Origin of the sequence: Limosilactobacillus reuteri subsp. porcinus, from assembly GCF_036621895.1 — a bacterium.
GTDB classification, from domain to species: Bacteria; Bacillota; Bacilli; order Lactobacillales; family Lactobacillaceae; genus Limosilactobacillus; species Limosilactobacillus reuteri_J.
Window position 1 is genome coordinate 1 of the sequence record NZ_LN887451.1, and the last position, 22,793, is coordinate 22,793.

Sequence of the window (22,793 nt, forward strand, 5' to 3'; positions counted from 1 at the left end):
TACGATCCTGAACTGTGTCAATCGGTAATTTAACTCTGCGAAGTTGCATTAGTTCCTTACCGATCGCAACCATTTCGTTATAGATAAAGCGACTAGCGTCACTATTAATTTTAATCAACTGCTTTTGTTGGTCACTAGGATAGCAGCGCATTTTCAGACCATAATGATATTGCATTTTTGCCATTGACTTCATTTAATTTCACCTTCTTTGTTGATATAATGACATTATATCATATGTCAATGATGATAAATATAGAGGTAAATAAAATGAGTAAAGATAAAATCAAGGATGCAGTATATACCAGACGATATATCTATAATTTCCATTTCCATCTAATTTGGGTTACTAAATATCGTCATAAAACTTTTACTACTGATGAGTTATCAAACGAAATGAAGGAGATCCTATGGCAAGTAGCCGAGGATAACGAAATTGTAATCGAGAAAATGGAAGTTATGCCTGACCATGTTCATGTCTTAATTAGCTTTCCGCCTAGCAAGGCACCGACTAGTGCCATCAAAGCGCTCAAAGGCAGAAGCGCCTTTATTTTCTTACGTCGACACCCGGAAATTCGGCAGTCCCAATCCTGGAGTGGTCATTTATGGTCGCCTAGTTACTACATGAGCACGTTAGGTAATATGAGTAAAGAAGTTGTCGAGAAATATATAAACGATCAAAAATACAATGAAATGAACAAAGCTCCTTACGGAGCTTGATAGGGCCTTCCATCCCATGACTAGAGTCACGGGATTTCCGGCTGAATATCATTAAATTTAGAGAAAAGGAATGAGTGATTAACTATGAGCTCAATTAAAGCAGCGTGTAAAACCTACTTGGTAATTGGGTCGCTAATTTTTGGAATGTTATTTGGGGCAGGAAATTTAATTTTTCCTGTGCATTTAGGACAATTAGCCGGTAACCAGTGGATAGCAGCAACGGGTGGATTCTTGCTTTCTGGTGTTCTTTTACCGCTATTTGCATTACTAGCGATTAGTATTACACATGCAAATGGATTATATGAACTAGCTTTACCAAATGGGAAAAGGTTTGCTCTTATTTTCCTTGTCCTGGTTCAAATAATTATTGGACCTTTATGTGCAACCCCGCGTACAGCAACTGTTCCTTATACGATTGGAGTTGCGCCATATTTAAGTAAAGGGATGCAAGGTTGGGGATTATTAGCCTATACCGGAGCATTTTTTCTAATTGTTTACTTTTTTGCAACGCGTGAAGGAAAAATCACCGAAATAATTGGTAAGGTTTTAAATCCGATTTTCCTTATTATGTTATTTTTGATCTTTCTTCTCGCCTCCATTCATCCAATGGGAAGTACATCTACTCCCCAACCAACTCCAGAATATGTTAATCATGCCTTTAGTAATGGTTTTATACAGGGATATAACACTGTTGATGCATTAGCAGCATTGGTTTTTGGCGTTACGATTATTACCGCAATTCGCCAACTTGGTTTCAAATCTCAACAATCAGTTTCACTCGCTACTACCAAGGGTGGAATGATTGGAATTTTGGGAATTGGGATTTTATATATTGGACTAATTTATTTGGGGACAACGAGTCGGCACCAATTCACAATCGCAGCTAATGGGGGAACAACATTAAATCAAATTGCTCATTATTATATGGGGGATTTTGGAAATGTATTATTGTTAACCCTTGCGACAATCACGTGTATGACAACGGCGATGGGGTTAGTAGTCGCTTTTGCCCAGGACTTTCATTATCGTTTTCCCCAGATTTCTTATAAAGCCTTTTTACGGGGCAATTGCCTATTGTCATTTCTAGTTGCTAACATGGGATTAGATCGGATCGTTTCATGGTCGATACCAGTTTTAATGTTCCTTTATCCATTAGCCATTGTGTTGATCCTACTAGGTATTTTTTCGCCCCTATTCAAGGGAGCTTCGTTAATTTACCGAATCACGACAGGTATAACAATGATTCCTGCATTTTTTGATATGGTAAATGCTTTCCCACCGGTTTTACGGGATACCACATTTAGTGTGTCATTAATTCATTTTGCAGAAAAATACTTTCCCTTGTATCAACTTGGCTTTAGTTGGTTGCCTTTTACCCTGGTGGGCTTATTCATCAGTATTTGTATATGGTACCCTCAGCAGCGGAGTCGTGTATAATATAAGAGAGATGAGGTGAGGAGTTATGCAACGACAGTATTTGAGTATTGATATTGGTGGGACAGAGATAAAGAGTGCGTTAATTGATCACTCTGGTAATATTTTTGAAAAAAATCATGTCCCAACTCCTCATCAAAAAGAAGCATTTCTGGCTGCAATCTTTGCTGTTGTGGAGCCGGTTTTAGACAGGGTTACTGCGATTTGTGTCAGTCTTCCAGGAGTCGTTAATCCGACGACTGGAGAGGTAAAGTTTACTGGTGCCCTTGGCTTTATGGGGACCTTTAACTTTGCGGCCTATCTGGAATCACGAGCTCATTGCCCAGTATATGTTGGTAATGATGCTAATTGTGCGACATTGGCGGAAATGTGGCTTGGCAATCTCAACGGTATCAGTAATGGCGCTGTAATTACATTAGGAACTTCAGTTGGCGGCGGGATTGTTATTAATAACCAGCTCTTGCACGGACCACATTTTCAGGCCGGTGAATTAAGTGCCATGATCATTGATAATGATGCGCCTGAACTTCACTATTCGACAATGGGGGCTACTACTTCAGCAGTTAAGATGATTGAAACCATGGCTGATATTTGTGATATTAAGGATAAAACTGATGGCCGGCGAGTATTTAAAGAAATTAATCGTCATAATCCAGTTATTTGGTCCTTATTTGAAGGATTTTGTCGGCGAGTAGCTGTTTTGATTTTAAATATCCAGACAGTTGTTGATCTTGAACGTGTGCTCATTGGTGGTGGCATTAGTACGCAAAAAATTTTAATTGATGAAATAAAGAAGCAATTTATGATTCTGCAAAAGAGTGATTACCGTCTTCATGATGATGTCACGATGCCAGAAATAATGACCGCAAAGTTTGGCAATGAAGCTAATTTATTAGGTGCATTGTATGGATTGCTATTGACAATTGAATGAAAAATAAAGAGGGGTTAGAAGAAATTTTTCTTCTAGCTCCTCTTTATTCATGGCAATATCAACAACCTATTTTCTATACGGATAATGCGCCATTGCTGGGACTTCATTCCATGGAACGGGGAAACCAGCACCATGCGCACAGAAGACGGAATCGGGAGTGTTTTCTAGGTCAGCAACCGGATCATAATTAACATTTCTAATAACATCTTCAGCATTATGACATGGATAATAGCCAGCAACAACAAGCTCGAGCTGACCCTGGCCATGAGTATAGGCGCGAACGCTTTGGGCGTAGTCGCGCATGCCCACAACAGGAGCGGTTCCCGTAATCAGGGTTAGGGCTTGACTATTAGCTTCATCAAGCTCGAACGTACCATGCATTTGTTGAATGTCATTAATTGCGCGTCCTACTTGGTCATTCGGGACTTTAAGATGAAAAGCATACCAAGGCTCTAATAATTGACATTCGTTTTGTCCCTTTAATTCCATCAATCCTTGGCGAACCGCTCGCCAACTAGCCTGACGAAAATCTCCACCAACTGTATGTTTAATATGGCCGCGACCACCAATGAGGGTGATTTTGACATCGGTAAGGGGAGCTCCTGTAAGAACCCCTAAATGTTCTTTGGCCTGTAAACTAGTTAAGATCTGGTGTTGCCAATTGCGATCCAGGATATCAAGACTGCAATCACTGCTAATTGTAATTCCAGAGCCTTGTTTTCCCGGTTCTAAAAGAAGGTGGGCCTCGGCATAGTGACGTAATGGTTCAAAGTGGCCGACCCCTTCGACTTTGTTAGTAATCGTTTCTTGATAAAGAACGTTTCCTTCATCAAATGTAACTTCCAATTGGTAACGTTCTTGAAGCAATTGTTGCAGAATCTGAAGTTGAACTTCTCCCATAATCTGAACGTGAATTTCTTGGATGTGAGGATGCCAAGAGATCTGTAGTTGTGGATCTTCATCTTCAAGCTCTTTTAAGGCGTTGAGACAAGCATGAAGGTCCTCTTTATTAACTTTAACAGCATAATTTAAGACCGGTTTTATGACTGGCGCCGGGAGCGGCTTTGTTTTACCAAGACCAAGTCCAGGGGCTGTGGAAGTTAATCCAGTAAGAGCACCGACTTGACCTGCGTTTAAAACCTGAGTTGGGGTAAATTTAGCCCCGTTATATATTCGGATTTGGTTCACTTTTTCTTCGTTTAGTAAAACTGATTTAGCTGGAATTTTGCCACCGAATACGCGAACCCAACTAAGTCTGTTGCCCTTGTCATCATGGGAAATTTTAAATACCCGCGCCGCAAACTCATCAGAAAACGCAAGCGTAACTGTCCATTTCTCAAGTCCCTTTAAGAAATTAGTGATTCCACTTAACTTTAGGGCTGCTCCACGATAACAAGGGAACACTTTACGTTGTTTAATCAATTGCTGAATTGTTTGATCGCTAAGGCTGCCAGTACTGAGGTAGTTTTCTAAAACTGTATCATCCTGCATGGCAATTGTTTCACGAACTTCATCAGTTAATGGATCAGCAAAATTAAGGCAAGCCGGCGAAAATTCTTTTTGCAGTTGCTTGATAACACCGCTAGGATCAGCGCCAATCACGTCATCTTTGTTAATGAAAATGAAGGTTGGGATATCATAACGCGCAAGAAGATCCCATAATGTGCGCGTGTATCCCTGAATGCCGTCAGTAGCTGAAATTACAAGAATTGCATAATCAAGAACTGGCAAAACTTGCTCTGTTTGACTAGCAAAATCGACGTGTCCCGGGGTGTCGAGAAGGGTAAGCGCAAGGTCATTGTAGGTTAGCTCAGCTTGATGGGTAAAAAGAGTGATTCCGCGCTGTTTTTCGAGCGTATCAGGATCTAAAAAAGCATCCCCATTATCCACGCGGCCTAGTTTTCGAATAGCGCCGGTTTCATACATGAGGGCTTCGGTTAAAGTCGTTTTTCCAGCATCGACATGAGCAACGATGCCAGCAACAATTTGTTTCACCGTTTTTTCACCTAGTTAACATGGTCGTTTTTGCGAACAACAAGAACATCACATTTTGCCATCCGACTAGCATAGTGGGTAACAGAGCCAAGAACAAAGCGTTCAAGACCAGATACACCAGTCGCACCGAGAACAATCAAGTCGGTGTTGTGATCTGACGGAAATTCATGGGCAATAACACGTTTTGGATTTCCAAATCGGATATGAACGTTAACGTCTTCAACCCCCGCATCGACCGCACGCTTTTTCAAGTCATCGAGTCGTTCCTTGGTGGTTTTAACAATATTATATGTTTCTTCGTTACTAAGGGCCGCATTGCTATAGCCATCTGTTAGTTGCGTTACTTGAACGATCCGTAAGATATCAAGGCTAGCATGATTCCGTAGTGCAGAATCAATGGCACTTTCTAAGACGTTACTAGTAATTTTTGAGCCATCGACAGCAACTAGAATGTGTTTGTATGGATAAATTTCTGTCATAATAGACACCTCCGAAAGTTTATACCTTTATTATAAAATGTTTTCGCCCTAAAAAGATGTAAAAAAGAAAGTATTTTTTACTTTGTAGATAATATGTTGCAAACGCTTACTAAAAGACGTACACTACAATTGGATGACTAAATGACAAAAGTAAAACTTTAGTCTATTTATGTTGATGTTTTTATAAGAGGGTGCTAGTTATGCGTTATGTTTCAATGACTTCTCATAATATTGGAATGAATTTAGCTACAGAACAATATTTAATGAATAATAAGGATTTTGGGAAAGAGCCTTTAGTACTATTTTATTATGAAGAACCATGTATTATCGTGGGCCGGAACCAAAATACGCTTGAAGAGATTAATCATGATTATGTAAAAGAACACAATATCCGAGTAACCCGTCGTTTATCAGGCGGTGGCGCTGTTTATCAAGACTTAGGGAACCTTTGCTTTAGTTTTGTAGTCCCAAGCGATAGTGAGGAATTTGGTGACTTTAAATCGTTTACCCAGCCAATTGTTAATGTTCTTCATCAAATGGGTGCTACCAGTGCAGAGGTTAGCGGTCGTAATGATATTTTAGTTGATGGTAAGAAATTCTCGGGAAATGCGATGTATTCACGTAATGGAAAGACATTCTCCCATGGAACATTAATGCTTGACGTTGACTTAAGTGTCGTCACGGATGCCCTTCATGTGGCAAAAGATAAGATTGCTTCAAAGGGGATCAAATCCGTTCGATCACGGGTTACGAATCTCCGCCCATACTTGGATGAAAAGTACCAAGATATTGATGTGCCGACATTTAGGGATGAATTGCTTAAGGGTCTCTTCCATGTTGACGACCTTGAGGAGATTAAGGATAAGCAATACGTGGTTACCCCCGAGGATCAAAAAGAAATTGATAAGATCTATGAGCAGTACTATAACAACTGGGATTGGGTCTATGGTAAGTCGCCAGAATTTACGATTAAGCGGCGGAAACACTTTGATATGGGGACAATTGATGCCCGCTTTGATGTTAAAGATGGCGTAATCAAAAACGTAAAATTCTATGGCGATTTCTTTGGCCCGCAGGATATTAACCAATTAGCAGAAAAGCTCCAAGGGGTTAAGTATGACCATGATGAAATTGCTAAAGTCCTTGAAGGGGAAGGAACCCAGCAATATATTACGGGAATTCCAACCGCTGAAGTAGCTGATTTACTCGCATAATTGAGCTTTTTAACTTAATTTAGTAAAATGAGGAGTGTAATTGATCGTTACATTCCTTTTTTCGCTAAGTGGGGATGTAAAAATAGCGGTTATCCGTGGGGATAGCAAAAAAGAAAGTTGGCAAAATAAATGAAAAATAATAAAAAAGTTGTTATTGTAACATCAGTAGCAGCAGTAATTGCATTAGTCCTTGATGCTTTTATGTTTGTTCAGCATGGTCACTCGCTGACATCATCATCTGTATGGCCGCGGCTGCTCCTCTTTATCGTTTTAGCAATCATCGTTAACGGATTATCGTTTTTAAAGATGCGCTTTTGTGGATATGCAACGATTTTAGTAAACCTTTATTTTGCAATCGCTAGTTTAGCCGCATTTCAAATGGTAAGTCCACGAGAAAGTGCCTACGGATTATTTATTCAAGCACTAAGTATTGTTGGAATTTTAGTAGGAGCTGCTGGTGTTTATTATGGTGCAAAACAGCGTGCAGACTATACAAAAGCTAAAATTGAAAAAATGAAGGAGCAAATGAAAAAATGAAGATGTCAGTAGCTGATTATTTGTCACAGTTGACGAGCGATCAGGTTGTGACAGAAGAAGTTGAAAAAACTGCTGCCCAATCACAGCAAAAAGCAGTATTAACAACTGCAATTAACTTTATGATTGAACAGCTTGATACGGGACACCTTGGTCAATATAAGATGAATATTAAAATGAAAAAAGGTGATCCAGTTAGCTTTCGCTTAGAAACCAACCTAATCAACATACCGATGGATGAGGCAGAGCGATTAGATGTTAAATTATTGGATAAAGAGATCGAGTACCCTGTTAATCTTTATTTAGTAATGGAGAGTGAAGATATTAATAAAACGGGATTGCGGATCGATGAATTAGCAAATGAAACCGATCAAGGCGGAAAGACAACTGATTTGGTTACTAAAGCTCAAGAATGGGTAGCCGAACACCTTGCAGATATAATGGAAGCAAGAGCATAATAGTTGCATCAATGGGGCAAATATGCTAAATTATAGTTTGCGATGAGTCGAGAGGTCTGGTAGCGACCCTAAAAGCTACCATTGACATTTTGACAAGTGGGGCACATTAACTCACCGGATTGTGAGGTGTCCAGTTAATCAGCCATGTGGACAGTGCTGATTGACTTGAGATAATATCAATACACGAAAAAGCCGGAATACTTAGTATGTTTAGTACTAGGTATTCCGGTTTTTTTAATTGATAAATTTTCGGTAGATAAAGCCAAGCCAAGGTAACAGCGTAATAATCGCAGTTACAAATAGTAGCCCAAGATGACTAACTGATAGATGATCAAGGTCGGCATAAAGGTAATAAGTTGGAAATAGCTTTTGAACATTAGTAAAAAAGTCAATAAAAGAATTAGCTGGTAAGAGGTGTTTCCACGGAATAATAAAAGTTGCGATTATAAATAGGATTGGGGTTCCAGCGGCATCAACAGTCGGTGCGTCAAAGGAAAGACCAATTGCAAACCCGATCACACTTAGATATATTCCGATGATATTGGTTAACAAAATACTGGTGATAGTAATGAAATTGAACTCGATAGTATGAAGAAAAATAGCAAGAATCATAATTACGATGGTGATGAACAAATTGATGATGACTTGGGTAATTAATTGCGAAAATAAATAGTTCCACAGAGAGTAGTGAGTAATGTGCGATTGAAGAATGTAGAAGTCTTTATTACTGCAAATCCGTTTGCTGAAAGTAACGATTGAATTACCGAGTATTCCAATCAGGAGAGTAAGCAAGAGTAAAGCGAGCCGGAAGTTGCCAGTGGCGGGGAGGGATGTACTAGCAACTTGAATCATAAACACATACCAAATACCTGGCAGCAGAATAGTAAAAAGAAAGAAACGACGATTGCGCAAAACTTGTTTTAGTTGAATTGCTATGATACTCATAAAAAAACTCCTAACGATTGTGTTGACGATACCATTGTTCGATTGTCTGATTATGTTGGTGGATTTCCTTAACAGGGATGTCATGAGAGATTTGGCCATCTTTAAGGAGCAGAACACGGGAAAAGAATTTATCAATTTGATTGAAATCATGAGTAATAACTAAAATACTTCCCGAAACCTTTTCAATAAAATGCCAAAAATAGTCAATTGATTCTAAATCCATCCCAACAGTCGGCTCGTCTAGGATCAAAAGCTTGGACTGACGGAGGACACTAAGCAAGAGCGAAAGGCGACGTTTTTGTCCACCTGATAATTTCGCAATAATTGTATTTTGCTGGGATGATAATTTAAATTGATCAAGAAGATAATTGATTCGTTGTTTTGAATCAACCTTAGTTATGGCGGCTGTCAAGATAATCTGCTCTTTAACTTTTAGGGTCGGAATTAAAACATTTTCTTGGGACATGATATTTAAAGAATCATTTTTATTAAAATCCCATTTAACAGTACCTTCGTTGGGTTTCAAAGCACCTTCAATTATCTTTACTAAAGTTGTTTTACCAGCGCCGTTACTACCAAGGGAGGGCAATGCGTTCATTATTGTGAATAGTTAAATCAAGGCTGTTGAGAACTGGTGAGTTAAAAGTTTTAACAATATTATTAAGTTTTACCAGTGGTTGATTAAAGTCGTTTGTTCCTAGGATGAGGCGGTCTAATGAAACCTTAAAAACTTTAGCAAGCAAAATCAGCTTATCGATGCTTGGTTCAGCATCCCCATTTTCCCATTTGGAGACGGCTTGGCGGGAAACGAATAGACGCGTAGCCAGTTCAGCTTGTGATAGTTGTTTTTCAGTCCGCAATTTGAGCAGTTGATGCGGGAAAGAGTACGACATAGCAAAAAGCTCCTTTTCAAAATCTATATTTAGAATTTAATTGGATCTGCTTAAAAGGTCAATAGAATCCTTAGATAACAACAATTGCTCACCTCGCTACTATTAGTTGCATATAAATTTCCCGGGAAATAAAAAAGCACAGATAGAAAAATCCATCTGTACTCAAAGTTAAGATTAATAATTGCGCATCCCCGTATATTTTTTGCTCAGGACGATGACTAGTATTGTTGCAAGAAGCCCATAGACTGCGCCGACATAACCGAGGTTTTTCATGGCAGTGAAGTTGACAGCCTGAGAGGCAGTAAAAGAGCCCAGTGAAATACCAATATTAGCAAAAATCGAGTTTAAGGATGAAGCTAAGTCAAGTGATTGAGGATATTGTTTTTCGGCAATATCAAGGAACATTAATTGGGTGGAAGAACCATAGCATGAAAAGGCAATACATAAGACAGCCACAATAATAATGGCGCCCCACTTGAATGGTAAGACGGGGCCAAAGATGAGGAATAAGACTGTCATTGCCGCGTAAATCCCACTGAGCCGGTGGATTCCGCCACGGTCAGCCAAGTATCCACCAAATTTATTACCAATAATAAAGAAGATTCCCATTCCAAACAAGAGCCAGTTCAACCAGGTATTATCAAAGCCCATTTCGTTAGTGATTAAAGGACGAATATAGGTATAAATTGTGTAGTCAGCCGCACAAATAGCAACAATGAAACTAACACCGAGAATGATTCGTGAATCCTTAAATAACACAAACTGCTTGCTAAGGGTACTCTTAAATTGAGGCGTATCACGTGGGACGAGCCAGATCAAGGCGATAAAAACAATGATCGTAATTCCAGAAATCATCCAAAAACTGTCATGCCAAGTAAGGGTGGTGCTGATAACGGTTCCGATTGGAATGCCGATAACTGACGCGATACTAAATCCAGCAAAAACCCATGAAACCAGGCTTGCTCTTTTTCACGCGGCGCAACATAGCTCGCCATTACGAGGACCATTGAGATAATCGCACCGGCAACACTAGCAGTTAGAATCCGCGAAAGCAATATTGAAATAAAGTTTGGCGCCATTGCTGTCCACGTATTGCCGATAAAGAAGATGACCATGAGAACTAATAAAACATGATGTCGTCGCCACCGATTTGCCATTGAAGTAATAATCGGAGTGAAAATAGCATAAACCAAGGCAAATACAGTTACAAGTAGGCCTAACTTACCAAGCGAATCATGGTATTCATGGGCAATATCAGGTAAAACGCCGACAATCATATATTCGTTACATCCAAGCATAAAGGCAACGAAGACAAAAATAATAGCTTGTAAACTATATTTCATAAAATGTACCCTCCCTAATAGATTAAACTCATCATACTGTAGCAAATTTCTGAATAGATTTCTACAGCAAACGCAGATAAACCTTTTGCCTTGCTAAAAAGACCAGTCTTAGGGAAAATATAGGTAACAGTTTATTCAATGGAGGAGGTAAAACATGCTTCAAGAAGTTAATGCTATTTTTCAAACTTTTGGCGCGAGTGTAGTTGTCCCAATAATAATTTTTATCATTGCTTTATTACTACGAGTGCAGCCTAAGACCGCAATGATGAGTGCTTTCTATGCTGGTGTCGGTTTAACTGGTTTTACCTGGATTATCACAGAATTTACGCCAGTGGTGACTAAGATTGTCCGCCAAATGGTTGATAATACGGGGATTAAACTACCAGTGGTTGATATCGGCTGGCAAGCAGGGTCATTAGCAGCGTTTGGATCAACGGTTGGTTTATCTTTTTTTGTTTTTGGATTACTAGCTGAATTAATTTTATTTGCACTTGGCGTTACCAAAGTATTTCTGCCTTCTAATATTTGGAATAATTTTGGGTATATGATTTGGGGCACGCTAGCTTTTTATGTAACTCATAATTATTGGCTATCATTAGGGCTGGAATTTTTTATGCTCCTGTACTCACTAGTCTTAGCGGAGATTCAAGCAGACCGGTGGGCAGACTATTATGGAATCGAAAATACCACCGTCGACTCCTTACATAATATCGAGCAAGTGGTTCCAGCAATTATTTTAGATCCGTTATGGAATTTACTGGGATTTAACAAAGTGAAAATGACCCCTAAAGATTTTCAGAAAAAACTAGGTGTCTTTGGGGAACCAATTACAATGGGAATTATCCTGGGATTAATAATTGGGATCTTGGGTAATTTATCTTCACTGGGGAAAATAAGCGCGTGGGGACAGATTACTAAATTTGCGATTCAACTAGCTGCCGTTATGGCGATCTTTCCCCTTGTTACAAACGTATTTGCAAAGGCATTTATTCCCATCGCGACTGAAATTGATGAACAGCAGAAGAAACGGCATGGCGAAAATAAAAATAGCCGTTATGATAAAAAGCGGTGGTTCCTAGCAGTTGATGATGGCGTTGGCTATGGAGAATCAGCCACTTTAATTTCCGGAATCATTTTAATCCCGATTATGGTTTTAATTGCTTTTATCCTTCCTGGCAATAAGACCCTTCCGGTAGTTGATTTAATTGCAATTCCGTACATGATTGAATCAATTGTCGCGGTGACTCGTGGAAATATCTTAAAAGTAATTGCGACGGGAATTGTGTGGTTTAGTTTAGGCTTATATGCGGCTAGTTGGCTCAGTCCGGTCTATACTGCAGCAGTGGCCCACTATGGCGTTGCAATTCCAACTGGGGTGGTCTTGGTAACAAGCTTTAATTTAGTGGCACGCCCATTGAATGCATTGGTTTTTGCTGCCTTTATATCAGAAAATCCCGTTTGGATTTCACTAGCAGTTATCATTTATCTTGTGATGTTGTTCGGATTACGGAAATATCGTTCACAAATTTGGCACTACCTTAATAAGATGGCCATGAAGAATGCTTAGGCAAAGTGCCATAATAATTGTCATAAAATTAAGGAGAGCGAAAAATGAAAGCCTTAGTAGTCGAAAAAGCAGCAGATCGTTCATTGCAAGATTTGAATTTTGCGGAAGTCCCAGTTCCTACGCCGGCTAAACGTGAAGTTTTAATCAAAGTGCATGCTGCTGGGCTTAACCCAGTTGACTATAAAATTGTTGAAGGCGGCGTTAGTGCTTGGCAGTATCCGCATATCCTTGGATTGGACGTTGCTGGGGAGATTGTTGGTGTTGGTCAGGGAGTTACGAATTGGCATGTTGGTGACCGGGTATCTGGACATGGGGATTTAACGCAAAATGGTTGTTTCGCCGAATATGTGACTGCCCCGACTTATGAATTAGCTAAGATTCCGGATTCTGTTTCCTATGAAGTTGCTGCTAGTGCTTTATGTGGGGCTTTGACAGCTTATGAAGCAATAGAACGCAAAGCAAATTTATACCGTGTTGGTTCATGCTGGTGCGGGTGGTGTTGGGAGTATCGCTATCCAACTTGCTAAACTTCATGGCTGCAAGGTATTTACGACTGTTTCATTGAGTAAATATGACTACGTAAAGCGGCTTGCTCCAGATGCAATCATCAACTATCAAACTGAAGATGTGGATAAAGAGTTAGCCGATCTCACAGGTGGGCTTGGCGTTGATTTGATCATTGATACGGTAGGTAAAAAAGAAGCAGAACTTGATTTGCGACGGTTAGCTTACAATGGACGCTTAGTAACGATTGTTGACGTTCCTTCACTTGATAATGTTCCAATGTTTGATCGCGGTCTAGGGATGGATGTCGTTAATCTTGGTGGGGCGCATCTCAGTGGCAACCCATATCAGCAGGCTGATTTAAGCCGAATGAATGCGGAAATGTTAAAATTAATAGCTAATGGGGATGTAAAGCCTTTGATTGAGAAAGTGATTCCGTTTGATCAAATTATTGATGGTTTAATAGCAATTAAAAGTCATGAAGTAGTCGGAAAATTAGTGGCTAAAATTGATTAAATAAAAAGTTGAGGTTAAGAGAAAATTTTTGTTCTCTTTTAACCTCAACTTTTTTTATTTCGCTAGATAAATCTGTTCATCAATCAAATCAAACGAGTGCAAGTTAGCATTAACTTTCTGTAACTCATCGTCTTGACTCAATTGAGCTTCTTGCCAGAATTTCTTAGAGTTAGTTGCGCCATCTTTTTCGCCAATAACTAATAATTTGACTTCGGGGTATGTTGAACGAAGAAGTTGCAGAACATCCCAGTCAATTTCACCTTTGTCAGGAGCCCATGACATAATGACATATTCGACCTCGTTACCATACTTTTTGATTGCTTTTAGAGCGTCCAACTTCTCAATCTTAGTGACAGGGTGTTTGCCCGTTTCGTTTTCTTTTACCCATGCCTGACTATCGGTAGTATAAATCTTTTGGGTCGCATTGTTATTGCGTAATCCCTTAGAAATATAACCATTACCGGCCATAATCTCCAGTGTCGGCGCCCCGCCTAAATAATCAGAAAGTGCTTTGGCAAAAGGTGCATTTATGTATGACCACATTCCGTATGTTTCTTCGAGATAATCACGATAGTTGCGCAACGCCTTATCCAATTTTGGCAACGCCTCACTATATTTGTTCCAAAGTTTATCGCCGCGTGGATCACCTTGTGGGAACTGTTCATTAACCTTTTTGAAAATGGTATCTTGAATGTTATCCGGCAATAATAATTTTGGAAGAGGTTGCGGCAATAAGCCGTTTTTGAGTAGTCGATCACTTTCTAAAACATTATTAATGAGGTATTTTACAGGAGGAAAGTCATCGAATAGGTCACGGTAAGTATTTAGTTCTTGAATATATGAAGGCTCATTAACAATTTGATGAGCTTTTTTTACACGCTTTTTCAGCTGTTTTAATTTTTTAGGATTCATTACAAACTCCTTATTTAAGTTTTAAATCTAGTTGTTCTTGCTTACCATAGAAGGTGTCTGTATCCCGGCGATTATGTCGTCCCTTTAAGTAACCATCAATTAGTTGGAAAATTTCATATCGATCATCACTTGAAAGTACAGTTTGATTAAACGACAGGTTCTTACTAGAGAAAAATAATTTTGCTAGGTCAAAATCATCACGATCAGTTTTTCCGGTAAGATAGTCCAGACTGACATCAAAGAATTCGGCTAGTTTTCGTGCTTCAACGTATGACGGGGTCCGAATACCGCGTTCCCAGTTACCGATTTGCGAAGCAGTGTTTGGCTTTTCATTGGGGCCAAGGTTTTCATTGAGATGGGTAGCAAGCTCCTTTAAGGTTATCTTTTGTCCTTTGCGAAGTGCTCGTAGGCGTTCTGGAAACATTATTTCACTCCCTTAATATATCATTATCTATTTTAACATTAGCATAACAATTTTGAATGAAAAGAATATGCAAAATAACAGAAAGTGTGCTAAACTAGGCGCATTGATTAAATGATACGACATGGGGTTAATTATTTTGAAAACAAAGACAAAAAAGAAACAGTGGCATCCTTGGCGATGGCTCATTGGAATTGTAGTTGTAATCGCAGTGGCAATCTTTGCCGCTAGTAGCTATTTTTTCTCGGTGGCAATGGTACCGGGGCATAAGGATTTTATTAATAATTCAACTAAAATTTCACGAAATGATCCATTGTATGAGCAGAAAATGTGGTTTAAGCATGCCAAAAAAGAAAAATGGACAATTAAATCGGCAAGTGGAAATTATAAACTAGTTGCTGATTACATCCCTGCTGCTAAACCGACAACTAAAAATGTGGTAATTGCCCATGGATTTATGGGTAACAAAGAGAAGATGGGCGAATATGCCGCGCTTTTCCATCAGATGGGGTATAATGTTCTAATGCCGGATGCGCGTGCTCATGGTCAAAGCCAAGGGAAATACATTGGTTATGGATGGCCAGAGCGTTATGATATTCGTAAATGGATTAATAAACTTATTCGGCATAATGGGGAAGATAGTCAGGTAGTCTTATTTGGTGTTAGCATGGGTGGTGCGACAACAATGATGACTAGTGGTATTAACCTTCCGCCACAAGTAAAAGCATTTGTCGAAGATTGTGGATATACGAGCCTTAATGATGAATTGAATTATGAAGCTGGTAATTTATATGGGATTCCGAAGTTTTTACGGGTGCCATTAATAAGTACGATGAGTTTAATTAATCGAGTGAAGAATGGCTTTTACATTCATGAAGCTAGTTCCTTAAATATGTTGCGTCATAATCATCGCCCAATGCTATTTATCCATGGAGCAAAAGATAATTTTGTTCCAACTGAAATGGTTTATCGCAATTACCGTGCAACAGAGGGCAGTAAAGAATTGTGGGTAGTGCCAGGAGCAGCGCACGCAAAGTCGTATGCGACCCATCCCAGCGAATATCAACGCCATTTGACAAAATTTTTAGATCACTATATTAAATAGTTGGAGGAAAAAGATGCTTGCAATTATTGTTACGATGTTTGTTGCAATCGAACATTTAGGTATTATGGCCTTAGAAATCTTTGGTAACCCGGCACAGCAAGCCAAGGCGTTTGACTTACCGCTTAAGTTTACGCAACAGCATGAAGCCCGGGTTTCATTCGCTAACCAGGGTATTTATAACGGAGCCTTAGGAGCAGCTATCATCGCCAGTTACTGGTTATTTAGTGGGGCAACCTTAGTATTAGTATGGCAAATGCTCTTGGTTTTTGTGATGGTTGTTGCATTATTTGGTGCACTTACTGCAACCAAAAAAATTATTCTAATTCAATTTTTACCAGCGTTAATCGCATTTTTGCTGACATTTATTTAAGATAAAAAGGAAATTGCTGCAACATTTTGCAAAGCAATTTCCTTTTTTAGTCTAATGATTGAGTGTAAACCAATTCATCAGTCGAGATCTGTTCGTTTAATGCGTTTGCCAATTCTTGTGAAAATTGGTCATCAGCAAGTTGCATTTGAACATAACTATGTTCAAGCTGAAATGCCTCAATAAATAAAGAAGTAATGAGGTCGGTATCCATCGAAATATCGTGCAGGAAGAATCGTTTTCGTTGGAAGTACGTCCGTCGTACCATGGCAACTTCATTCGCGTTTTGTGGAGTTTCAATCGAATGAAGGTATTTATCGATTTCACGATTAATTATTTCTAGGATCTCAGCTGTTTCAGCGCGCTGTTCCTTGGTTAATTGATATTTTGGTCCCACATTATAGCGGGATCCTTTTTTGAGATGGCGGTAGCGAATAAAACGCCATTTTAACCGGTGCCATAAGATGACCCATAATTCAAGAAAGCTGTGTTTATTTACGCGGAAAATCGACCGCGTAACAAAATTAACGAGGAATTTGGCCTCCTTGTCAGAGATTCGGCCTTCTTCGTTAAATCGGTCTAAGGTAGCTAATTCAATTTGATGAGCTTTACCCATTAATTGACTATAAACATTACGATTAAATTCGTGGTATTGCGTCATTTGACTACTCAATTGGTCAATAACAACGGCTTTTTCTGGGGAATATTTTTCTGAAGTCCGTAGCTCATTAATAGCATATTGAACTGTTTTAATAAGTTCTTTTTGAAATTCACTCTTCGAATAACTCTTAGATTTAGGCGGTAAAATAATTGGATACCCAATTGCGCCGACAGCAATACTAATCAAAATAACAATTGCGGCAATCAAGATCATTGAATTACGGAAAGCAAATTGATGGTTGTTAATCAGAACTGGCAACGAGAAAGCTAATGCCAGAGTGATCGTTCCGTGAATTCCTCCTAACGCCATTAAGAGACTATCACGGTTGAGGTTAGTCGATTGAATGTTGACGAACGTAAACCGGACCCATAAGAATCTTAAAAGGGTTGTAATAATATAGATAGCAAAGGCTAAGGCAACGATTGCACCCAGATTTTGCCAAGAAGTCCTTCCAAGTACCGGCGGAAGCATCACCCCTAAAAGAACAAATACTAACCCGTTTAACGCATCGCTAATGATGTTCCAAATAGTGGTAGTAGACATTTGCACTTTAGTAGATGTAAGCCGCATTCGATCATAGAGGATACTATGAACAACTCCCGCTGCAACGACGGCTAGGATTCCTGAAAGGTGCAGTTCTTCAGCTAACCAGTAAACAACGATGGGAGTCATTACGTTGATCGGAATAACGATGGAGCCAATATCAACGTGCTTCCGCATCAAACTAGTACGGAGACTAATTAATAGGCTTCCTAGCACTGCCCCGAAGATAATTCCGCCGAAGAAAACATAAACAAAGATCCAGATTCCATGACTAAGCGAAAATTGTCCAGAACGGTATGTTTCCAGCGCCAAATCTAAAAGCACAATTCCCGATGCATCATTAAAGAGGGATTCATATTCCAGAGCACCATTAACGTTTTTCGGTACCTTCATATTAGTAGTAATTGACTTTACAGCGACCGCATCAGTCGGCGTAACAATCGCAGCCAACATAAAAGCGAGTGCTAAGGAGAACGTTTCTGGTTGAAGCCAATGTAAAAAGCTACCAGTAATCAAGACTGTTACAAGTGCTAATCCAACAGTCATTGATAGGATCGATTTGATATTGCTCGAAAGATAACGGAATGATTGGTTCTGCCCGTCATTAAACATTAAAGGAGCAATGATCACCATCATGAATAATTCTGGATGCATGGTAAAGTTAGTGGCCTCAGTAGGCAGGGATGCTAAAAGAATTCCTGCAATAATTTGATAGATGGATAGTGGAATCTTAGGGTAAACAAGATGAACAACATTAGCTGCAACAACAGCAGTCAATAGAAGAACAATGCCTAAAATCATTTCCATCGATTAATCACCTCACTTGATATTTTGAATAAAAAATTGAGGCTGGAAAAATTTGTTTTTTTCAACAGCCTCTTTATTTATACGAACATTGTTAAGATATCGTGGAACTAGCTTCGCGTCGCCACAAGGCTCGAGGCTAAGTCCGAACGATAATCAGCCCGTGCCGTGCTAATCACCGTTCTATCCTTAGCCCACCGCCTTGTCGAGGAGGTTAATTCCCACTTACTACTCTCTTACTTAAGCTTACTCACGGCCAATCAGCATTTTCACGGCCATGGCAATATTATAAATAAATAACAAAAGGGCTAATAAAAGAGCAAATGTTAGGAGAATTCCAAACAATGCGCCCCCGTGGAAGTTAGCGGGGTTTAATGAAAAGACACTAAAGACTAAAATTGCGCCTATTACATATAACAATGGGAAAATTTGACTCCAAAATGCATAGCGAGCGTTTTTAGCAATAGTTGGTCGATCACTGCTTTTGGCAATTATCCACACGATTAGTGGAAAGATAACTGGTAAAAATAAGATGCTTAAATAGGATAAAGCATTAACGATCCGGTCCGTTAAATTATTATCGTTCACTATATCAGTCCCTTCTTTTTATATTATTATCGCATGAAAACTCAAGGGAACGCAATTACAATTATCTGTACAAGGCAAATAATACTTAAAAAAGAAAGCCAATCGTGGCTGGTAATCGGGATATTTACGGTAGCTGTTCGTGCTTGTCCTTCTACGAAACCGCGTGATTCCATGGCTTGCGCTAATTGATCCGACCATTGAATAGCAACCAGAATCGCTTTGAAGTAGAGCGTTGGTGACCACCAATGTAAATTAACACCCCGCATTTGTCCGGCCGTATAAATAGTTGTAACGGCTTGTTTCATTTTCGGAATCAGATTAAGAGCGGCGAGCACCCCATAAGCGTATTTGCTAGGAAGGTGACAATTTTGTTCTAATGAGCGAGCAAGCGTTAAGGTATCGGTTGTAAATGTAAAGACCGTTCCAAGGCAGACATAAACGTAAAGTCGACTAAAAAGAGCAGTTCCATCAAAGAAACTGTGACTAGGACTGAAGAAGACAATTGTAATAAAAATAGCTAGTGCCGGAAAGAGGGGGACAAAAGCCAACCAGCAAAATTGTCGCCAGTGAAATCGCTGATGAATAAGGATTAGCAAACACATTACAATGACAATCAGATTAATCCACAGCTTAGTTACAAAAGTCAGCTCAAGTGAAAGCAAAATAACAAGTAATAATTTTAAACTAGGATTCATAACTCCCTCCAACATAATTAAGACGTTGATGATTCATTGCAAGATGATAATCAATGAAACCATCAAGTCCGCTTAATTGATGACTAACAATCAACAAAGTTTGTGGCTTTTCTTTTTGGGATGCTTTGATTAGTTGCAGGACAGTCTTTAAAGATGTTGGATCTAAACCAGTAAATGGTTCGTCAAGCAATAAGGTTTCTTGTCCGCGCATTAACATCAGCAGGATTTGCAGCTTTTTCTTTTGACCACCACTTAAAGAATAAACAACTTGATCTTCTCTTCCGTTCAGACCAAGAGCTGCTAATGCTTCGTTGACTTGTTGTTGATTAAAATAGGGGTTCTGGCAAGTTTTAAAGCCTAATGCCAGTTCTTCGCCAACGGTTACATTTAGGAATTGATCGTTTGCATGTTGAAAAATTAGTCCCAGATGCTTGTAATATTTCCCAAGTGATATTTTTTGAATGTTTTCCCCCTCATAGTCAATTTTTCCTTCATATTTCAAAAGCCGGGCAATTGCCTTTAGAAGGGTAGATTTACCAATCCCATTTGGTCCCGTTAATAAAGTTATTTTATTTTTAACAATGCCTAAATTGGTTGGTAAAAGTAAGGAATGATTATCTCGTTTTATTGCTAATTCATCAAATTTGATAATCGCGGGCAATGTTGACAGGGGAAGGACAGTGGTAATTTGGGGAGTAGCGCTCGCTGTCAAAAGTTGGTTTCTATTTTTACTTGAAAGCTGGGCAAGGCGCCCCTTAGTTAATTGCCAAACCAGTGGATGTAGTTGCTCGTAACCATGCAAATCGTGGTCAGTAATGATAATTGTTGTGTGATAGTCACTGCTGAGGCGGACTAATTGTTTAAGGATAAGTTGGCGGTTTTCTTCATCAATATTGGCAAAGGGTTCGTCTAATAAAAGCACGTTTGGTTGTATTGCCGTAGCAGCTGCTAAAGCCACGCGCTGCTGTTGCCCACCAGAAAGAGTGGTGATTAACCGATTAGCAAGATCATCAACTTTACCAAATCGTAAAGCTTTTTTAACACGTTCTGGGATTTTGTCGGTTGGTACTTGGCAATTTTCTAGGGTGAATTCTAATTCGTGGCGTGGCGTATCAAGGGCAAATTGCATTAACGGATCCTGAAATACCATCCCAATTTGAGCATCTGTTGGTACATCGACTGCTCCCGCAACTATTTCGCCACCATATTTAGGCAGGAGACCAGCGATTAACTTGAGAATAGTGGATTTACCGCTCCCCGAAACCCCGGTAAGTAAGTGAATCTTTCCGGCCGTAAATTCGGCGGTGATATTTTTAAGGATTGGTTGCTGATCAAAATTAAAGGAAAGATCATTAAATCGTATATTTTTCATAGTCTTAGTGCTTGATTAAGTGGGCTCGTTGGAGAAGGTTAGAAATCAATTTAACCAGAATTCCAGAGAAGACAAACATTGAAATGAAACGCGCAATAAGCATAATGATTAGCATTTGTCCGCTGAAGTGATTATAACCATTGCGGAACCAATCCCAGCCAAAGGTAACAAATGTAAGGGTGAGGGATGAGATGAGCAAGGTCAACCAGTTATACATTTTATAAAGCGTAAAAGTAAAACCTAACTCAGACCCGATACCTTGAACTGCTCCAGAAATTAGGTTGGCTGCTCCCCACTGATCGCCGAGAAGCATTTCAACGGCGGCTCCCAAAAACTCACCAAGGAAAGCCGCACCTGGGGTCCGTAGCAAAAAGCCGGCAAGCGGTCCAGCCATACACCAGATTCCCATTGTTAAATCGTTAGCCATTGGACCATAACCAATTGGGGTCAGTAGAACAGTTAGCCCGTTATAGACAAAGCCGGCTGCAAAATAAATTACACCAAAAATAATTCCAATTAGGGCAAGCAAAATAATGTCACGCAAATGTAATGAACGTTTAGTCATAATAAAACTCCTTAAGATATAAGGGCAAAAAAACTCCATGACAAAAAATCATGGAGTTAATCATTAAGTTAATATCACTGAATCTCCCTTCGCTGGTATTAACCAGAGCAGGTTCAATGGGTATTATCTCAGCCGTTTGGCACCCCAGATTTATTCTCTATTATCATAGCTAATATTATAACGGAATGCAAATCGTTAATTAGGTTACTTATCTTAGAAAAGTGGTTTACAATTAACACTAGCATTAAAAGGGATGGTTTAAAAAATGAGTGGAGTAGTTTTTGTTTTATTATTGCTAGGGATTGGGATTCTTTCGGGGATTATTAGTGCAGCCGCTGGTCTAGCATCATTAGTCTCGTACCCATCACTGCTTGCATTGGGGTTACCGCCAGTGATGGCAAACGTAACGAGTGCTTTTTCGACAGTCACTGGTAACTATAGTTCGGTCTTTTCATCGTTTAAGGAATTAGAGCATAATCGGCGGCAATTATGGATTATTTTGCCATTGGTATTTGCTGGTTCCATTATTGGGGCTTTTTTGCTATTTGCTGTCCCCAGTAAGTGGTTTGCGGAACTGGTGCCATTATGCATTGCGTTAGCCGGAATTATCTTGTTGTTTCCCCATTATCCGAAGCAAAGTACAGGGACGATGGCAGGAAACAGTAAATTATTTGGTAAATCACGGATCGGCCAATTTTTATCAATCATTGGTATTTTTATTGTTGGGATTTATTCCGGATTCTTTAATGCCGGTGCCGGAGTGTTAATGCTAACCTTGCTGACAGTGATCAATCGGCAAAAGAGCTTTGCAGTTAATAATGCGCTAAAAAATGTTGCGATGACAGTTACAAATACAACATCCTGGATAGTGTTCGCCCTTGAGACGACAATTTATTGGAATTATGTTATTCCGTTGATGATTGGAAATGTAATTGGGGGCTACTTAGGACCGATTATTGTTCGCCACCTGCCTGGCCGTTTAATGCAAATAATTGTCGGGATTGGATCGTTGATTTTGGCAGTTTCATTGGTAATTCGGAATTTAATGTAAAACAAAAGGGACTGTGACATAAGCCAAGTTATTTTCATAAAAGACAAATGGCGCAGTACACCAATGGCCTCCAACGTCCGGTAAAACCGAACATTGGAGGCCTATTGTTGCTTGCGAGGGCTCGAAAACGAAGTCACGAGTGACTTCTGTCTCGCTCCCTTTTCCTACGATTAGTCAAG

At 39.5% G+C, this 22,793-nt stretch carries 21 protein-coding genes, 3 pseudogenes and 1 riboswitch; of the genes and pseudogenes, 11 read left to right on the forward strand and 13 right to left on the reverse strand.

What is annotated here, in order from left to right:
* On the reverse strand, positions 1 to 193 hold a 193-nt coding region (locus AACL61_RS07455), incomplete at its 3' end, for a helix-turn-helix domain-containing protein (RefSeq protein WP_339111192.1).
* Between the two features lie 74 nt (positions 194 to 267).
* Here AACL61_RS07455 and tnpA point away from each other — a divergent pair.
* The 3 genes from tnpA to AACL61_RS07470 all read left to right on the forward strand — a co-directional run bounded on the left by tnpA (position 268) and on the right by AACL61_RS07470 (position 3,082).
* Complete coding sequence (gene tnpA, locus AACL61_RS07460) at positions 268 to 717, forward strand: IS200/IS605 family transposase (protein WP_011953568.1); 450 nt, start codon at positions 268 to 270, stop codon at positions 715 to 717.
* A gap of 84 nt (positions 718 to 801) precedes the next feature.
* Positions 802 to 2,154 (forward strand): branched-chain amino acid transport system II carrier protein, encoded by a 1,353-nt coding sequence (gene brnQ / locus AACL61_RS07465; protein ID WP_226061966.1) that lies wholly within the window; start codon positions 802 to 804, stop codon positions 2,152 to 2,154.
* A 25-nt stretch (positions 2,155 to 2,179) separates the two neighbouring features.
* Entirely contained in the window at positions 2,180 to 3,082 is a 903-nt protein-coding gene (locus tag AACL61_RS07470; protein ID WP_019253770.1) for an ROK family protein, read from the forward strand.
* A 66-nt stretch (positions 3,083 to 3,148) separates the two neighbouring features.
* Here the strand turns inward: AACL61_RS07470 and AACL61_RS07475 are convergent, their stop codons facing one another.
* Both AACL61_RS07475 and AACL61_RS07480 read right to left on the reverse strand, forming a co-directional pair.
* Positions 3,149 to 5,077, reverse strand: coding sequence for an elongation factor G (locus tag AACL61_RS07475; RefSeq protein ID WP_226061967.1), 1,929 nt, complete (start codon positions 5,075 to 5,077; stop codon positions 3,149 to 3,151).
* An 11-nt stretch (positions 5,078 to 5,088) separates the two neighbouring features.
* The gene (locus AACL61_RS07480; protein ID WP_086142609.1) at positions 5,089 to 5,556 is read right to left on the reverse strand and encodes a universal stress protein; all 468 of its coding nucleotides are present in this window, start codon (positions 5,554 to 5,556) and stop codon (positions 5,089 to 5,091) included.
* A 200-nt stretch (positions 5,557 to 5,756) separates the two neighbouring features.
* Between AACL61_RS07480 and lplA the strand changes: the two genes are divergently transcribed.
* The 3 genes from lplA (at position 5,757) to AACL61_RS07495 (ending at position 7,762) form a co-directional block, all read left to right on the forward strand.
* The gene (gene lplA, locus AACL61_RS07485) at positions 5,757 to 6,770 is read left to right on the forward strand and encodes a lipoate--protein ligase (protein ID WP_086142610.1); all 1,014 of its coding nucleotides are present in this window, start codon (positions 5,757 to 5,759) and stop codon (positions 6,768 to 6,770) included.
* 129 nt (positions 6,771 to 6,899) lie between these two features.
* Positions 6,900 to 7,307, forward strand: a complete 408-nt coding sequence (locus AACL61_RS07490) for a hypothetical protein (RefSeq protein ID WP_086142611.1) — start codon at positions 6,900 to 6,902, stop codon at positions 7,305 to 7,307.
* Positions 7,304 to 7,762 (forward strand): hypothetical protein, encoded by a 459-nt coding sequence (locus AACL61_RS07495; protein WP_086142612.1) that lies wholly within the window; start codon positions 7,304 to 7,306, stop codon positions 7,760 to 7,762. Before AACL61_RS07490 ends, AACL61_RS07495 begins: the two co-directional genes overlap by 4 nt.
* 234 nt (positions 7,763 to 7,996) lie before the next feature.
* On the opposite strand, the gene AACL61_RS07500 is transcribed toward AACL61_RS07495, so the two are convergent.
* From AACL61_RS07500 to AACL61_RS07510, 3 genes and pseudogenes are all read right to left on the reverse strand, one after another.
* Positions 7,997 to 8,707, reverse strand: a complete 711-nt coding sequence (locus AACL61_RS07500; RefSeq protein ID WP_086142613.1) for a lantibiotic ABC transporter permease — start codon at positions 8,705 to 8,707, stop codon at positions 7,997 to 7,999.
* A gap of 10 nt (positions 8,708 to 8,717) precedes the next feature.
* A pseudogene (locus AACL61_RS07505) lies at positions 8,718 to 9,600 on the reverse strand (ATP-binding cassette domain-containing protein).
* Positions 9,601 to 9,774: 174 nt separating this feature from the next.
* Positions 9,775 to 10,943: pseudogene (locus AACL61_RS07510) on the reverse strand (MFS transporter).
* A gap of 154 nt (positions 10,944 to 11,097) precedes the next feature.
* Here AACL61_RS07510 and AACL61_RS07515 point away from each other — a divergent pair.
* Entirely contained in the window at positions 11,098 to 12,510 is a 1,413-nt protein-coding gene (locus AACL61_RS07515) for a PTS galactitol transporter subunit IIC (RefSeq protein ID WP_086142615.1), read from the forward strand.
* Positions 12,511 to 12,554: 44 nt separating this feature from the next.
* Positions 12,555 to 13,530 (forward strand): annotated as a pseudogene (locus tag AACL61_RS07520) (zinc-binding dehydrogenase).
* A gap of 54 nt (positions 13,531 to 13,584) precedes the next feature.
* Here AACL61_RS07520 and AACL61_RS07525 read toward each other — a convergent pair.
* Positions 13,585 to 14,442, reverse strand: coding sequence for an SAM-dependent methyltransferase (locus tag AACL61_RS07525; RefSeq protein WP_086142618.1), 858 nt, complete (start codon positions 14,440 to 14,442; stop codon positions 13,585 to 13,587).
* A gap of 10 nt (positions 14,443 to 14,452) precedes the next feature.
* The gene (locus AACL61_RS07530; protein WP_003664887.1) at positions 14,453 to 14,866 is read right to left on the reverse strand and encodes a helix-turn-helix domain-containing protein; all 414 of its coding nucleotides are present in this window, start codon (positions 14,864 to 14,866) and stop codon (positions 14,453 to 14,455) included.
* A 121-nt stretch (positions 14,867 to 14,987) separates the two neighbouring features.
* Between AACL61_RS07530 and AACL61_RS07535 the strand changes: the two genes are divergently transcribed.
* Both AACL61_RS07535 and AACL61_RS07540 read left to right on the forward strand, forming a co-directional pair.
* On the forward strand, positions 14,988 to 15,968 hold the full coding sequence (locus AACL61_RS07535; protein ID WP_339111193.1) for an alpha/beta hydrolase: 981 nt from the start codon (positions 14,988 to 14,990) through the stop codon (positions 15,966 to 15,968).
* 13 nt (positions 15,969 to 15,981) lie between these two features.
* Positions 15,982 to 16,338: a DUF1304 domain-containing protein gene (locus AACL61_RS07540; RefSeq protein ID WP_019253253.1), complete on the forward strand. Its 357-nt coding sequence runs from the start codon at positions 15,982 to 15,984 to the stop codon at positions 16,336 to 16,338.
* Between the two features lie 46 nt (positions 16,339 to 16,384).
* Here AACL61_RS07540 and AACL61_RS07545 read toward each other — a convergent pair whose 3' ends face one another.
* From AACL61_RS07545 to AACL61_RS07565, 5 genes are all read right to left on the reverse strand, one after another.
* Positions 16,385 to 18,346 (reverse strand): cation:proton antiporter, encoded by a 1,962-nt coding sequence (locus AACL61_RS07545; protein ID WP_339111194.1) that lies wholly within the window; start codon positions 18,344 to 18,346, stop codon positions 16,385 to 16,387.
* Between the two features lie 243 nt (positions 18,347 to 18,589).
* A complete protein-coding gene (locus AACL61_RS07550) occupies positions 18,590 to 18,931 on the reverse strand; it encodes a magnetosome magnetite crystal formation protein family (RefSeq protein WP_003669070.1) in 342 nt (113 codons plus the stop codon).
* Between the two features lie 41 nt (positions 18,932 to 18,972).
* A complete protein-coding gene (locus AACL61_RS07555) occupies positions 18,973 to 19,626 on the reverse strand; it encodes an energy-coupling factor transporter transmembrane component T family protein (protein WP_085680786.1) in 654 nt (217 codons plus the stop codon).
* Positions 19,616 to 20,998 carry an ATP-binding cassette domain-containing protein gene (locus tag AACL61_RS07560; RefSeq protein WP_086142621.1) on the reverse strand — a complete coding sequence of 461 codons (1,383 nt, stop codon included), beginning with the start codon at positions 20,996 to 20,998 and terminating at the stop codon, positions 19,616 to 19,618. Before AACL61_RS07560 ends, AACL61_RS07555 begins: the two co-directional genes overlap by 11 nt.
* A 4-nt stretch (positions 20,999 to 21,002) precedes the next feature.
* Positions 21,003 to 21,563: an ECF transporter S component gene (locus tag AACL61_RS07565; RefSeq protein ID WP_019253257.1), complete on the reverse strand. Its 561-nt coding sequence runs from the start codon at positions 21,561 to 21,563 to the stop codon at positions 21,003 to 21,005.
* A gap of 67 nt (positions 21,564 to 21,630) precedes the next feature.
* Positions 21,631 to 21,720, reverse strand: a riboswitch (TPP riboswitch).
* A 108-nt stretch (positions 21,721 to 21,828) separates the two neighbouring features.
* Here AACL61_RS07565 and AACL61_RS07570 point away from each other — a divergent pair.
* Positions 21,829 to 22,614: a sulfite exporter TauE/SafE family protein gene (locus AACL61_RS07570; RefSeq protein WP_086142622.1), complete on the forward strand. Its 786-nt coding sequence runs from the start codon at positions 21,829 to 21,831 to the stop codon at positions 22,612 to 22,614.
* Positions 22,615 to 22,793 lie beyond the last annotated feature (179 nt).